Origin of the sequence: Caldicellulosiruptor changbaiensis (genome assembly GCF_003999255.1) — a bacterium.
Classification (GTDB): Bacteria; Bacillota; Thermoanaerobacteria; order Caldicellulosiruptorales; family Caldicellulosiruptoraceae; genus Caldicellulosiruptor; species Caldicellulosiruptor changbaiensis.
In genome coordinates this window covers 1,402,386-1,416,419 of the sequence record NZ_CP034791.1, presented here as the reverse complement: position 1 = coordinate 1,416,419, position 14,034 = coordinate 1,402,386, and the positions used below count along the sequence as shown (strand labels likewise).

Annotated in this window: 16 protein-coding genes; all 16 read left to right on the top strand. The window is 35.3% G+C overall.

What is annotated here, in order from left to right:
- Window positions 1-14: 14 nt before the first annotated feature.
- Window positions 15-1,559: an acyl-CoA carboxylase subunit beta gene (locus ELD05_RS06895; RefSeq protein ID WP_127351853.1), complete on the top strand. Its 1,545-nt coding sequence runs from the start codon at window positions 15-17 to the stop codon at window positions 1,557-1,559.
- Window positions 1,560-1,597: 38 nt separating this feature from the next.
- The gene (locus ELD05_RS06890; RefSeq protein ID WP_127351852.1) at window positions 1,598-1,789 is read left to right on the top strand and encodes a hypothetical protein; all 192 of its coding nucleotides are present in this window, start codon (window positions 1,598-1,600) and stop codon (window positions 1,787-1,789) included.
- 7 nt (window positions 1,790-1,796) lie between these two features.
- Complete coding sequence (locus ELD05_RS06885; protein WP_011917402.1) at window positions 1,797-2,186, top strand: biotin/lipoyl-containing protein; 390 nt, start codon at window positions 1,797-1,799, stop codon at window positions 2,184-2,186.
- Window positions 2,187-2,206: 20 nt separating this feature from the next.
- The gene (locus ELD05_RS06880) at window positions 2,207-3,598 is read left to right on the top strand and encodes an oxaloacetate decarboxylase subunit alpha (protein WP_127351851.1); all 1,392 of its coding nucleotides are present in this window, start codon (window positions 2,207-2,209) and stop codon (window positions 3,596-3,598) included.
- Between the two features lie 125 nt (window positions 3,599-3,723).
- Entirely contained in the window at window positions 3,724-3,888 is a 165-nt protein-coding gene (locus ELD05_RS06875) for a DUF4264 family protein (RefSeq protein WP_127351850.1), read from the top strand.
- A gap of 14 nt (window positions 3,889-3,902) precedes the next feature.
- Window positions 3,903-4,763, top strand: coding sequence for a MurR/RpiR family transcriptional regulator (locus ELD05_RS06870; protein WP_127351849.1), 861 nt, complete (start codon window positions 3,903-3,905; stop codon window positions 4,761-4,763).
- Window positions 4,764-4,773: 10 nt separating this feature from the next.
- Window positions 4,774-5,403, top strand: a complete 630-nt coding sequence (locus ELD05_RS06865) for a histidine phosphatase family protein (protein WP_127351848.1) — start codon at window positions 4,774-4,776, stop codon at window positions 5,401-5,403.
- Window positions 5,404-5,430: 27 nt separating this feature from the next.
- Window positions 5,431-5,850, top strand: a complete 420-nt coding sequence (locus ELD05_RS06860; RefSeq protein WP_039767742.1) for a HutP family protein — start codon at window positions 5,431-5,433, stop codon at window positions 5,848-5,850.
- 27 nt (window positions 5,851-5,877) lie between these two features.
- Window positions 5,878-6,231 carry a chorismate mutase gene (gene aroH, locus ELD05_RS14425; protein ID WP_127351847.1) on the top strand — a complete coding sequence of 118 codons (354 nt, stop codon included), beginning with the start codon at window positions 5,878-5,880 and terminating at the stop codon, window positions 6,229-6,231.
- Between the two features lie 15 nt (window positions 6,232-6,246).
- Window positions 6,247-6,927 carry a (d)CMP kinase gene (gene cmk, locus ELD05_RS14420; protein WP_127351846.1) on the top strand — a complete coding sequence of 227 codons (681 nt, stop codon included), beginning with the start codon at window positions 6,247-6,249 and terminating at the stop codon, window positions 6,925-6,927.
- Window positions 6,917-7,516 carry a lysophospholipid acyltransferase family protein gene (locus ELD05_RS06845; protein ID WP_127351845.1) on the top strand — a complete coding sequence of 200 codons (600 nt, stop codon included), beginning with the start codon at window positions 6,917-6,919 and terminating at the stop codon, window positions 7,514-7,516. Before cmk ends, ELD05_RS06845 begins: the two co-directional genes overlap by 11 nt.
- Window positions 7,517-7,522: 6 nt before the next feature.
- Entirely contained in the window at window positions 7,523-9,511 is a 1,989-nt protein-coding gene (ispH, locus tag ELD05_RS06840) for a 4-hydroxy-3-methylbut-2-enyl diphosphate reductase (protein ID WP_127351844.1), read from the top strand.
- Window positions 9,512-9,595: 84 nt separating this feature from the next.
- A complete protein-coding gene (locus ELD05_RS06835; RefSeq protein WP_241243656.1) occupies window positions 9,596-9,982 on the top strand; it encodes a PRC-barrel domain-containing protein in 387 nt (128 codons plus the stop codon).
- Window positions 9,983-9,993: 11 nt separating this feature from the next.
- Window positions 9,994-10,155, top strand: a complete 162-nt coding sequence (locus tag ELD05_RS14000) for a hypothetical protein (protein WP_164742586.1) — start codon at window positions 9,994-9,996, stop codon at window positions 10,153-10,155.
- Window positions 10,156-10,227: 72 nt separating this feature from the next.
- The gene (locus tag ELD05_RS06830) at window positions 10,228-11,283 is read left to right on the top strand and encodes an AI-2E family transporter (protein WP_127351842.1); all 1,056 of its coding nucleotides are present in this window, start codon (window positions 10,228-10,230) and stop codon (window positions 11,281-11,283) included.
- Window positions 11,284-11,385: 102 nt separating this feature from the next.
- Window positions 11,386-14,034: an alanine--tRNA ligase gene (alaS, locus tag ELD05_RS06825; RefSeq protein ID WP_408609372.1), complete on the top strand. Its 2,649-nt coding sequence runs from the start codon at window positions 11,386-11,388 to the stop codon at window positions 14,032-14,034.

Below are 14,034 nucleotides of genomic sequence, written 5' to 3'. Positions count from 1 at the left end.
AAGGAGGATTTTTGATGACAGACAAGCTAAAAGAACTCAGGCAAAGACGCGAGAGGATACTAAAGCTTGGTGGAGAAGATAAAGTAAAAAAACAACACGAAAACAAAAAACTCACCTGCAGAGAGAGGATTGAGTATCTACTCGACCAAGGAAGTTTTAGCGAAATTGACATGTTTGTTGAACATAGATGCCAGGAGTTTGATATGAAAGAAACATATGTACCATCAGATGGAGTTGTTACAGGGTATGGAACCATAAACGGCAGAAAGGTATTTGTATATGCACAAGATTTTACATCTATAGGCGGTTCACTTGGCGAGATGCATGCAAAGAAAATATGTAAGGTTTTAGATTTGGCTATGAAGTATGGATGTCCTGTAATTGGCATTAACGACTCTGGCGGTGCAAGAATTCAAGAAGGGGTAGATGCACTGGCCGGCTATGGCGAGATATTTTTCAGAAATACTATGGCTTCTGGTGTAATTCCCCAAATTGCAGCTATAATGGGCCCTTGTGCAGGTGGGGCTGTGTACTCTCCTGCGATTATGGACTTTATTTTTATGGTTGACAAGACAAGCCAGATGTTTGTTACAGGACCTCAGGTAATAAAAGCAGTGACAGGCGAAGAGATATCCTTGGAAGAGCTTGGAGGTGCTTTTACTCACAATTCAAAAAGTGGTGTTGCTCATTTTATAGCAGAAGATGAGTACACATTACTTGATATGATTAAATATCTTTTATCATTCTTACCCTCAAATAACATGGATGACCCGCCATATGTAATATCTTCAGATTCAGAGAAAAGAGTGATACCAGAGCTTGAAAATCTCATTCCTAATGAACCAAACAAGGCATATGACGTGAAAGACGTTATATACAAAGTTGTTGACAATGAAGAGTTTTTAGAAGTACAACCATACTTTGCTCAAAACGCAGTTGTGGGTTTTGGTAGGATAGGTGGTTTTAGCGTTGGAATTGTTGCAAACCAGCCAAAAGTAAATGCAGGTGTTTTAGATTATGACTCATCAGACAAGGTAGCAAGATTTGTTAGATTCTGTGATGCATTTAACATTCCAATTGTGACATTTACGGATGTACCTGGTTTTTTACCAGGTGTTAACCAAGAACACAATGGAATAATTCGTCATGGAGCAAAGGTTTTGTATGCCTACTCAGAAGCAACAGTTCCCAAAATTAATGTTATTTTACGAAAGGCATATGGTGGGGCTTATATAGCGATGAGCAGCAAACATATCGGAGCAGATTTTGTGTTTGCTTGGCCAACGGCAGAAATAGCTGTAATGGGTCCAGATGGTGCGGCGAATATAATCTTCAGAAAAGAGATTCAAGCGGCTTCAAATCCTGAAGAGGAAAGACGAAAACGAATTTTAGAGTACACACAGAAATTTGCAAACCCTTACATTGCTGCTGCAAGGGGATATGTTGACGATGTTATTGAACCTAAGTTTACGCGAAATAAGATTATTGAAGCTTTAAATATATCAGCGACAAAAAGAGAGTCAAGACCACCTAAAAAGCATGGCAATATTCCACTTTAAAACAGCTGTTTAGAATAACAAAAAAGGAGTGTTTGTATATGTCTATTTCGCGAAGTGGCACAGCTACTGTTACAAGAGAAGAGCTTGCATGCATCTGTGCATGCCTTGCCATGATTTTAGAGGACGGCAACTTTAGAATTACTAATGTAACAAAGAAGGAGAGTAAATGGAAAAAAATCTCGAGACAGATGATGCTCGAACAAAGTCAAATGTTGTCTAAATGGAGGTAAAGGACATATGAGAAAATTTAAAGTCAGGATAAATGACCAAGAGTTTTTAGTTGAAGTAGAAGAAATTACACATTCTCAAAAAGATAGCTTAAGCTTTTCAAGACCCAAGTTTCAGATGGAAAAACCAGCTGAGGTACCAAAAAAAGAGCATAGTCAAGAAAATACCCATAATTTGTCTTCAAACAAAAATGCTGTGCATGCCCAGCTTCCTGGTACAATTGTAAAAATTCTTAAAAATGAAGGTGAAGTGGTTTCTCTTAAAGACCCTGTTTTAGTCCTTGAAGCTATGAAAATGGAAAACGAAATATTGCCAACAACAGAAGGTAGGATAAAAAAGATATATGTCAAAGAAGGGCAAAAAGTTTCAAAAGGTGATTTGTTATTTGAAATTGATTAACTTTGCGGAGGTTTATTGTTATGGGAATTAAAATAACAGAGACAATTTTGAGAGATGCCCACCAGTCACTTATTGCAACCAGGATGACAACAGACCAGATGTTAGAGATTGCCCCTATACTTGATGAGACTGGATATTACTCAATTGAGTGCTGGGGCGGTGCTACCTTTGATGCATGTTTGAGATTTTTCAAAGAAGACCCTTGGGAAAGGTTAAAAAGATTAAAACTTTCATTTAAAAAGACAAAGCTACAGATGCTTCTGAGAGGCCAGAACCTTGTAGGATATAGGCATTATCCTGATGATGTTGTAGTTGAGTTTGTAAAAAAGGCTATATTCTATGGGATTGACATTATTAGAATATTTGATGCCCTTAACGACCTTAGAAATATTGAAGTAGCTTTGAAAACAACAAAAAAGGAAGGTGCCCATGCTCAGGTTGCAATTTCATACACAATATCACCCTATCATACAATCGAAAATTATGTAGGGCTTGCGAAAGACATAGAAAGTTTAGGTGCAGACTCACTTTGTATTAAGGATATGGCAGGACTACTTTCGCCGTTTGAAGCGTATAATCTTGTGAAAGCTTTAAAAGAGGAGATTGATATCCCTGTACACATTCATACACATTACACAACAGGTTTTGGTTCAATGACGTATCTTAAAGCAATAGAAGCAGGGGTGGATGGTATAGACACAGCACTTTCTCCCCTTGCCTTAGGTACGTCTCAGCCACCCACTGAGACAATTGTATATGCTCTCAAAGGCACAAAGTTTGACCCTGAACTTAACTTTGATAGAATTAATCAGGCAAGTGAATATTTTAAAACTCTCAGAGAAGAGTATTTGAAAAAAGGACTTCTTGACCCAAAAGTATTGAGTGTTGACATAAATGCTTTGCATTATCAAATTCCTGGTGGAATGCTTTCTAACCTTATATCTCAGCTAAAAGAACAAGGCCATGAAGACAAACTTGATGAGGTTTTAAAAGAGGTGCCACGGGTCAGAGAAGACTTTGGGTTCCCTCCTCTTGTTACACCAACAAGCCAGATTGTTGGAACTCAAGCTGTTTTAAATGTCATAGCTGGCGAGAGATATAAACTTGTTACAAAGGAGACAAAAGCGTATTTCAAAGGTGAATATGGCCGACCGCCTGCTAAGGTTAACGAAGAGGTTAAGAAAAAGATTTTGGGGAACGAGAAAGAAATTGAAGTAAGGCCAGCAGATTTGCTACCGCCTGAACTTGAAAATGCCAGAGAGAGAATAAAAGAGTATATTGAAAATGACACAGATGTTGTCACATATTGTTTATTTCCGCAACTCGCTGAAAACTATTTTAAGTTAAGAGCTGCAAAAAAGTACAAAATTGACTTTGGGCTTGTACAAGAAAACAAGGTCTATCCGATATAGAGGAAAGTGCAAACTTTTTAAGTGCTTTCCTCTTCTTTTTTAAAATTCTCTTATAACAAAAGTGGCATTATGATATAATTATTAACAAAGACAAAAACAAATAAGAAGGAAGGGCTAAAATAACCATGGAAAATGAAAAACTTGAACTAATATCATCAATGGAGTTTGAAGAAGATGCACCACTTTATAAGATAATAGATTTTATGAACAAGAGTCTCAAAGACAAGAATATCATTGTGGGACTTTCAAAAAACCACAATAAGATTGTCATCAGTATTTACCAAACGTAAGGAGAAATGCAGAGATGAGTCAAGATTTAGAATCGAGGATTATTGAACTTATGCCAGAGTTTAGTAAAGGGCAGAAAAAGATTGCCCAGTTTATTTTAGAGCACGGAGAAAAAGCTGCTTATATGACAGCGCTTGCCCTCGGCAACTGTGTAGGTGTGAGTGAGTCAACTGTTGTCAGATTTGCTGAGAGATTGGGGTTTGATGGCTATCCAGAGTTTCAACGTGCATTGCAAGAACTTATGAAGAGCAAACTGACATCGGTGCAAAGGATAGAGCTTTCTGCAAGTAGGATAAACGAAAACGAGGTTTTAAAAAGTGTTCTTCTTTCGGACATGGACAAGATTAAACAAACATTAGAGCAGATTGATGAGCACACATTCAATAAGGTTGTTGACGAGATTGTGGGTGCGAAAAGAATATACATCATTGGAATTCGAAGTTCAGCTGCGCTTGCTGATTTTTTAGGATTCTATTTAAACATGATTTTAGATAATGTAAAGGTAATAACAACAAGTGGTATAAGCGACATATTTGAACAGGTTTTCAGAATTACAAGTGATGACCTCATTATAGGTATTAGTTTTCCAAGGTATTCTAAACGCACACTGAAGGTTTTACAGTATGCAAAAAGGCAAGGTGCAAGAATTGTATCACTTACAGATAGTAGAATTTCACCGCTTTGCAAATATAGTGATTATGTTTTGATATGCAGGAGTGACATGGTTTCATTTGCTGATTCACTGGTTGCACCTTTGAGTGTAATCAATGCATTGATTGTTGCCACAGGACTTAGGAAAAAGGATGAGGTTGCCAAAACACTTGAAAAATTAGAAGAGATTTGGGATGAATTTCAGGTATATGAAAAGGAAAAATAGGTGATGCAACTTGAAAAGGTTCTATCTTGTTAGACATGGTGAAACAGATTGGAATAAGTATAATATGGTCCAGGGCTGTATTGATACAGATTTAAATCAAACAGGGATTGAGCAGGCAAAAAAGGTTGCTGAACGCCTAAAGAGTGAAAAGATTGACATTATTTTCTCAAGCACATTAAAAAGAGCGTATATGACAGCAAACCAAATTAAAAGTTTTCACCCGAATATCCCATTAAAACTTACAGACAAACTGAACGAAATAAACTTTGGTGAGTGGGAAGGTTTGAATTTTGAAGAACTTGAAGAAAGGTATTCTGAGCAATACAAATTATGGAAAGATGCCCCTGAAAAAGCTACTTTTCCTGGTGAAGGTAGCTTATATAATGTTATGGAAAGAGTAAAGAGCTTTTTTGAAGATGTTTTGAATAAACCTTATAAAAACGTTGTCATAGTTACACATGGAGGAATAATAAAACTTTCTATTATTTACCTTTTAGAGTTATCGTTAGATTTTTATAAAAAATGTTGGTTTGGCAATGCCAGCCTGAGCATTGTAGATATAAAGGAGAATAGAAGAATGCTTAGTCTTTTAAATGATATGTCTCATTTGCAAACTATTCAAAGATATCCAGTGATATAATTTTTTAAAAAGTGGGGTACAGAGAGTATGGACAAAAAGGAGTTTGGTAGCAGGGAGGTTTCAAGAGCAGCTATTTTGATAGCCTTGAGCCAAAGCAGACAAGAAGAAAAAAAGATTCAAGATGATTTTGGAAAAATTGGAATTAGATGTGCAGCAGTTGACTTCGGTGGAGAATTTATCACATCGGTGATGAAGATAATTGAAAGGGCGGTTGTTGCAGCTAAAAGAGAAGGGGTAATAGCGGAAGTGCATCAGGAAGAGGGGGCAGTAGCTGGGGCAACAAGGGAGGCAATATCTCAGATTATGCAAAAAGCAATAGGTCTAAACGTGGGAGGAAAGATTGGCATTGCAAGGTATAATGAGCATGTTGCAGTTGCAATTTTTTTTGGAATAGGGCTTTTACATCTTAATGAAGTTGCTATTGGGCTTGGCCACAGGGTTATATAAAAAAAGTTTTTGTAGGGGGAAAGGAAATTGGTTTTTGCAATCAGAGGAGCAACTACAGTTGATACAGATTCAAAAGAGGATATAATTCAATCAACACAAGAGCTTTTAAATGAGATTATTGAAAAAAATCAGATCAAAAAAGATGATATTGTTTTTATTTTATTTACAATGACAAAGGATTTAAAATCAACATTTCCTGCATATGCAGCAAGACTAATGGGTTTTACAGATGTGCCATTGATATGCGCTCAAGAACTTGACATTGAAGGTGCGCTTGAAAAGTGTATAAGAGTCCTTGTACTTATCCAGAAAGATTCAGTTTTCAAACCCAAACATGTTTATTTGAAAAGAGCAAGGTCTTTGAGAGAAGATTTGAATTGACAGAGGGGGAAGTAGATGAAAAAAATCAACATAGCCATTGATGGTCCTGCTGGGGCTGGAAAGAGTACCATTTCAAAGCTTTTAGCTAAAAAACTTGGATACATTCACATCGACACTGGTGCAATGTACAGAGCGATAGGATTGAAGGTTCTAAATAGTAATATAAAATCAAATGAGGTAGAGAGAATACTTGAGGTTTTAAACAACACAGATATCCAAGTTAGACTTATTGATGGAAATCAGCTTGTGTTTTTAGATGGAGAAGATGTTACAGAAAAAATAAGACAGCCAACTGTTTCGATGTATGCATCTGATGTATCCAAAATAAAAGAGGTAAGAGAGAGGCTTGTCAAAATTCAACAGGATTTGGCAAAACAAAAAGGCGTTATAATGGACGGAAGAGACATTGGCACATATGTTTTGCCTGATGCTGAGCTAAAGATATTCTTGACAGCAACGGCAGAGGAAAGAGCAAAGAGAAGATTTTTAGAATTAAAAGAAAAAGGCTATGAAGTTGATTATTATCAACTTCTTGATGAGATAAAGCAAAGAGACCTTAATGATATGACACGAGAGCTTGCACCGCTTAGAGTTGCAGAAGATGCTATTGTAATTGACTCTACTAATCTGACAATTGAAGAAGTTTTACAAAAGGTTTTAGAGCTATTTTATAAGGTGATAGGAAATGAAGTATAACTTCCTTGTCAATATTATTCGAAAGGTGGCATATGGTATTTTAAAATGTATTTTCTTGATAAGGGTTGAAGGTAGAGAAAATATTCCAAATGCTCCATATATTATTTGTGCAAATCATAGAAGTTACCTTGATCCCGTGTTAATTATTCTGATATTTGATGAGCGTGTTTATTTTATGGCAAAAAGTGAACTTTTTAAAATATGGTGGCTTTCACCCATTATAAGAGCTTTTGGAGCTTTTCCTGTCAAAAGAGGAAAGAGTGATATTGGTGCAATTAGGAAAGCAATAGAAGTTATAAGGAGCAATAACATCTTGGGAATATTCCCCGAAGGTAAAAGAAATAGAACAAATGAGATAGTTTTAAGAGGGGAAAAAGGAGTTGCTACAGTCATAAAAGCAACTGGAGCAAAAGTGTTACCAGTTGCAATTTGTGGCAAGGTAAGACTGTTCGGCAAGATAACGGTTAGAATTGGTAAACCTCTTGAGTTTACAAATAAAGATGAAGACAATCAGAAGATAGTTGATACAATTATGCAAAATGTTAAAGAGCTCATTTTAAAAACAAACAATAAGAAAAAGGAGAAGTAGGTCAAGATGATTATTAAAGTGGCAAAAAATGCAGGTTTTTGTTTCGGGGTTGAAAGAGCAGTAAATGGGGTTATTGCTTGGGCTAAAGCAAACAAAGACAAAAGTGTAAAGGTCTATGGGATGCTTATACATAATAGTTATGTTATTGAAAAACTTAAAGAATTGAATGTCAAGGTAATTGAAAATATAAATGAAATTGAAAAAGGTGACATTGTATTTATTCGTTCACATGGTGTTTCGATGGATGAATTTTCTGAGATTGAAAAGAGAGCCTCTAAGGTCTATGATTTTACATGCCCATATGTCAAGAAAATTCATGAGATTGTAAGAGAAAACTCTGAAAATGGCTTGGATGTGATAGTTGTTGGTGATATAAACCATCCAGAAGTCAAGGGCATAATAGGTCATGTTGAAAAAGGCAGAAAGTGCATAGTTATAGATAGTTTAGAAAAAGCCAAGGACGCCATAAGCCAATTAGGTAGAAATGCTGTTGTTGTATGCCAGACCACCTTTGACAATGCAAAATGGCATGAGATAAAAGAGTATATTGAAAACAATACAGACTACAATGTGTTTGACACAGTTTGCAAAGCTACCATAACCAGACAAGAAGAGGCAAAAACTCTTGCACGCGACGTTGACGTGATGCTTGTTATAGGAGATAAAAAGAGCTCTAATACTAACAAATTGTATCAGGCAATTAAAGACATTAAGCCAACTTTTTTTATAGAGAGACCCCAAGATTTAGAGGGTATTGATTTTACTATGGTAAAAAAGATTGGGATAACAGCTGGAGCTTCTACTTCACAAGAGCAGATAAATGAAATAGTAGAAATACTTGAAAAGAGATTTAATCAGATAGATAATCAAGACTTTGCAAAGCTTATTGACAAAGGTTTTGCAGAAATAAAAAGAGGTGAGATAGTAAAAGGAAAAATAATAAAGGTTGAACAAGACTACCTACTTGTTGATATTGGATATAAGGCAGAAGGAATAATTTACAAAAATGAAATTTTCAAAAATGCCAATGTAAACCTAAAAAACATATTTAAAGAAAATGAAATAATTGAAGCTGTGGTCATTAAAGAGTCTGATGAAGAGGGAAATGTTGTACTGTCAAAACTGAAAGCTGACAGTATTTACGGATTTAAAGAACTTATGGCAAAGTTTGAGAGCAAAACACCGATTAAGATTGTTGTAAAACAGATTAGAGAAAAGAGTATTGTAGGTGAGTTCAGAGGAATTAGTGTGTTTGTTCCCATTTCCCAATGGGCAGAAGAGGTGTCATCTTCTGTCATAGGTAAAGTTTTTGAAGTTGAGATTGTGGATATTGATACCAATAAGAAGATAGCTTTTGGCAGTAGAAAATCTCTGTTGCGACAAGCTCAAGAGGAAAAAATACAGCAGGCTATAGAAAGTCTTGATTTTAATAAGGACTATGATGGAGTAATAGCCGAGATAAGACAAAAAGGAATTGTGGTTAACTTTGAAGGTTTACGTGGTTTTGTACCAGCAAGTGAGATTAGTTATTCTAAAAGAATTGAGGATGTGAAAAGATTATTTAAGGTAGGTGAACAGGTTAAGGTAAGAGTAATTGATATAGACAAACAAAAAAAGCAGATTTACTTAAGTATAAAAAAGACCCAAGAAGATGAATGGATAAAAAAGGTAAAAAACTTATACTTAGGCATGCTTGTGGATGTAGAGGTAACAAAGGTACTTTCATTTGGACTTGTTGTTTGGATTTTAGACTGTGAACTGGATGGGTTTGTGCATGTGTCTAATATTCCACTTGGTTATAACCAAAGACTGCACAATTTATACAAAGTTGGAGATAAAATAAAAGCAAAGATAATTGAAATTGATGAGCAAAGGCGAAGAATAGGTCTTTCTCTCAAGGATTTATATGAAGAGGAGGAAAAAATTGCTGAGCACAAAGAAGATTTTGTTATAACTATCGCTGATATTGTGAATAATATAAAGTTAGACAGCTAAATAAGGATAGATTTAAAAAATAAAATGCAAGTCTCTTTCAAAAGATTAAAGGGCAGAACAGCAGTTTTAGTAGATGGAAGATTTTTGGGAAATATTTGCAATATGTTTTTTTTAGATAGCAATATTTATGGTTTTCAGATACAGAAAAATGCAATATTTAGAATACCATCTAATATTTACATTCTGGCAAATGATGTTGAATCAGTAAATAATGAACTTTTAATTGTTTCAAGGTCTGTTTTGTATATAGAGCAATCTTATCTAGTCAAAGCAGATGAGATACTTTCAAAAGAGGTTATTGGTGAGGGGGGTAATTTAATTGGAATAGTAGATGACATATTGTTTGACTCTGAAAGTCTTAAAATAACTGGTTATGAGGTTGTGGAAAGTATTTGGAGCTATATCAAAAATAAAAAAATAATATTGAGTCCTGAGGAAATAATATTAAAAGAGAACAAAATATTAAGCTGAGGTGTTAATTTTTGAAACTAATTTCTGCAAAGCATGTTATTACAGGTAGTATCATCGGTGCCCTGATTGGAATGGCTCTGAGTAAGTCTTCTTCAAAGAACATGAAAAATATACTTGTCAAGAAAATGGTTGCAAGAAAATTGACTTCAATGATTAGCAAGCTTTTGGGATAGGGAAGAGCTCTTCCCTCCTTTTTTATATACCTTGTTTATAAAACAAAAATATTTTGTTTTGAGGTGTTGTAATTGATAATAAGCAAGTTTTTAAAAAAGTATTTTTGTGACATTATACTTTTGATTTTTATCGCGTTTGTCATATACTTCTTTATTAATATCAAAACTTTTTGGCCTATTTTGCTTCCATTTATAATTGCTCTTTTTTTGTCGTATTTACTTAAACCGGTTGTTGACTTTTTAGAGGTCAAAATAAAATCACGTGATATTTCAATTTTACTTTCATTTATTTTCGCCTTTAGCGTAGCGATTTTGATATTTGTCTATTTTATTCCGCTATTTATCACAGAGATGAAACAGCTCACACAGAACATCCCTGAGTATATAAATGTATTTAACAAGTGGTTCAAAGATGTAGATTCAAAACTTTCTAATAAACTAAATATTGACTTGCAGGAAATTCTAAGATCAAATTCAATAAACTTTGAAGCCATCTCAAAACAAGTACTAACTACTCTTTTAAATATTCTCAAAAGTCTTTATTCAAATATTCTGTACTATCTTTTAATACCAATTATTTCATTTTATATCTTGAAAGACTGGTCAAAGATTGTAAAATGGATTAAGTGGATATTGCCTGAGAAATACAGAAAAGAAGGCATTTCTATTTTCAACGATATCAATAAAGTATTGCACCAGTATATAAGAGCCCAGCTTTTGGATGCCATAATAATCGGAATTTTAAGCTTTTTAGGATTTTCTATTTTGTCTGTCAGATATGCAGCTCTTCTGGGTATAATTACTGGTATTGGCAATCTTATACCTTATTTTGGACCGATATTTAGCAGTATACCTGCAGTGGTAATTGCACTTTCTGACTCTTACATAAAGGCCATAGTTGTAGTTGTATTCTTGATAGTACTTCAGCAGATAGACAGTTTTTTGATTTCGCCAAGAATAATTGGTTCAAGATTAGGTTTGCATCCTTTGACTATTATAATTGTGTTAATAATATCAAATAAGCTATTTGGCTTTATTTCTATGTTCTTTGCTATACCATTAGCTGCAGTGATAAAGATAATTTTTATAAATATACTCAGAAGAGTAAATCCGGAAGATAAGAAATAAATTTTGTTGACTTTGCTTTTAAGCTTTAATAAAATTTTGATTGTATTGAAAAAATATAAAACTCAAAGCAACTTTCAAAATTTTAAATAGAAGGGCTGATTGATCATGTACATGAGCACTGATGAGATAAGAGAAAAATTTCTGCAATTTTTCGAGTCAAAAGGACATTTGAGACTGCCAAGCTTTTCATTAATTCCAAAAAACGACAAGAGCCTTCTTTTAATAAATGCTGGGATGGCACCACTCAAACCTTATTTTTTAGGTATTGAAGAACCACCAAGAAGAAGGATAACTACATGTCAGAAATGCATAAGAACACCTGATATTGACAGAGTCGGTAAAACTGCGAGACATGCTACATTCTTCGAGATGCTTGGAAACTTTTCCTTTGGAGATTATTTCAAGAAAGAAGCAATTACCTGGGCTTGGGAGTTTGTAACAGAGGTTTTAAAGCTTCCAAAAGAGAGGCTTTGGGTGACAATATACGAAGAGGACGATGAAGCATTTGAGATTTGGCACAAAGAGGTTGGACTTGAAGAGGACAGAATTAAAAGAATGGGCAAAGAAGACAATTTCTGGGAGATAGGAACAGGTCCGTGTGGTCCCTGTTCAGAGATATATTTTGACAGGGGCGTGGACAAGGGCTGTGGCAAGGAGACATGTGGAATTGGCTGTGATTGTGATAGGTATGTTGAGTTTTGGAATCTTGTATTTACACAGTTTGACAAAGATGAAAATGGTGTCTATCACAAGCTCAAGAATCCTAACATAGACACTGGAATGGGACTTGAGAGAATTGCTGCAATTATGCAAGGTGTTGATTCATTGTTTGACATTGATATAGTAAAGGTTATTCGTGACAAGATATGTGAAATCACTGGTTGTGAATATGGCAAAGATAGTGAAAAAGATGTATCAATCAGAGTCATTACAGATCACATCAGAGGTACCGTTTTCATGATTGGTGATGGTATTTTACCTTCTAATGAAGGTAGAGGCTATGTTTTGAGAAGACTTATCAGAAGGGCAGCACGACATGGAAGAATGCTTGGCAAGAAAGAGACGTTTTTACATTTAATTGTTGATACTGTGATAGAGGCCTATAAAAATCCGTATCCTGAACTGATTCAAAAAGGTGAGTACATCAAAAAGGTACTCTATAATGAAGAAAGTAGGTTCAACCAGACAATTGATATTGGACTTGAGCTTCTCGAAAACGAGATTGACAGGTTAAAAAAGAACAAAGAAAATGTGTTAAAAGGCGAAATTGCTTTTAAATTATACGACACATACGGCTTTCCACTTGACCTGACAAAAGAGATTGCTGCAGAGAAAGGAATAATTGTTGACCAAGCGGGCTTTGACAAGCTCATGCAAGAGCAAAAAGAAAGAGCACGCATGGCACAAAAAGAGCTTGAAAATATTGGTTGGAAGGATATCAATATAACTATCGAAGATGAAGTTGAAACGGTCTTTGTTGGATATGACACCTTAGAAACACAGAGCAGGGTATTAAAGATTTTCTCAAATGATGATGAGGTTTCATATACAAAAGAGGGAGATATCTGTTACATTATTTTAGATAAAACTCCATTTTATGCAGAAAGTGGTGGACAGGTAGCAGACAAAGGTGTATTAGAAACCGAAAGTGGGATTGCAGAGGTTTTAGATGTCAAAAAGGGACCAAAAGGGACAATTCTTCATAAAGCGAAGGTAATAAAAGGCGAGATTGCAGTTGACAACAATGTATTTGCGAAGGTCAATAAGAATTTGAGGCTTGCCATAATGAAGAATCACACAGCAACCCACCTCTTACACAGCAGCTTGAGAAGGATACTTGGTGAGCATGCAACGCAAAGTGGTTCACTTGTTGAGCCAGAAAGACTCAGGTTTGACTTTGCTCACTTTGAAGCATTGAGTGAGGAACAGATAGTTGAGATTGAGAAGATGGTAAATGACATCATCCAGCAAGCTATTCCTGTTGAAAAGATTCAGACTGACTTAGATTCAGCAATAAAGATGGGAGCAACTGCACTATTTGATGAGAAGTATTCTAATATAGTCAGGGTTATAAAAATAGGCGATTTCAGTATGGAACTGTGTGGAGGCACTCACGTTGACAACACAGGACAAATAGGAATGTTTAAGATAATTTCAGAGTCAAGCGTTGCTGCAGGTGTTAGAAGAATTGAGGCTATAACAGGCAATAAAGTGTATGAGTTCATGCTAAATAATCAAAAGGTGCTAAAAGATATAAGAAACAAACTCAAAGCAAACAGCGACAGTGAAATTGTTGCAAAAATCAACCAGCTTGAGGAAAGGATAACTGCTCTTGAAAAAGAGTTAGAAAAGCACAAACTTTTGCTTGTAGACAATGAGCTATCATTACTCTACAATGAAGGTTTGCAAATTGGCGAGTTTAGACTGATTATAAACAAGAAGGAGACACAGGATACAGATTATATAAGGCTTTTGACCGACAGAATTCGAGAAAGGGATTCAAAGGCAATAGTTTTGAACTTGATAAAACAAGATAAAAAGGCTATTGTGCTGATGGCATGTTCAAAAGAGGCAGTGAAAAAGGGTATAGACTGCGGCAAAACAGTAAAAGATGTTTGTGAGGTGCTTGGTGGCAAAGGTGGAGGAAGACCTGATTTTGCTCAGGGCGGAGGCAACAAAATTGAGAATTTAGATTTAGCAGCTCAAAGAGCAATTGAGCTAATCAAAAGCTCTATTGAGGGAGGAAGTTAA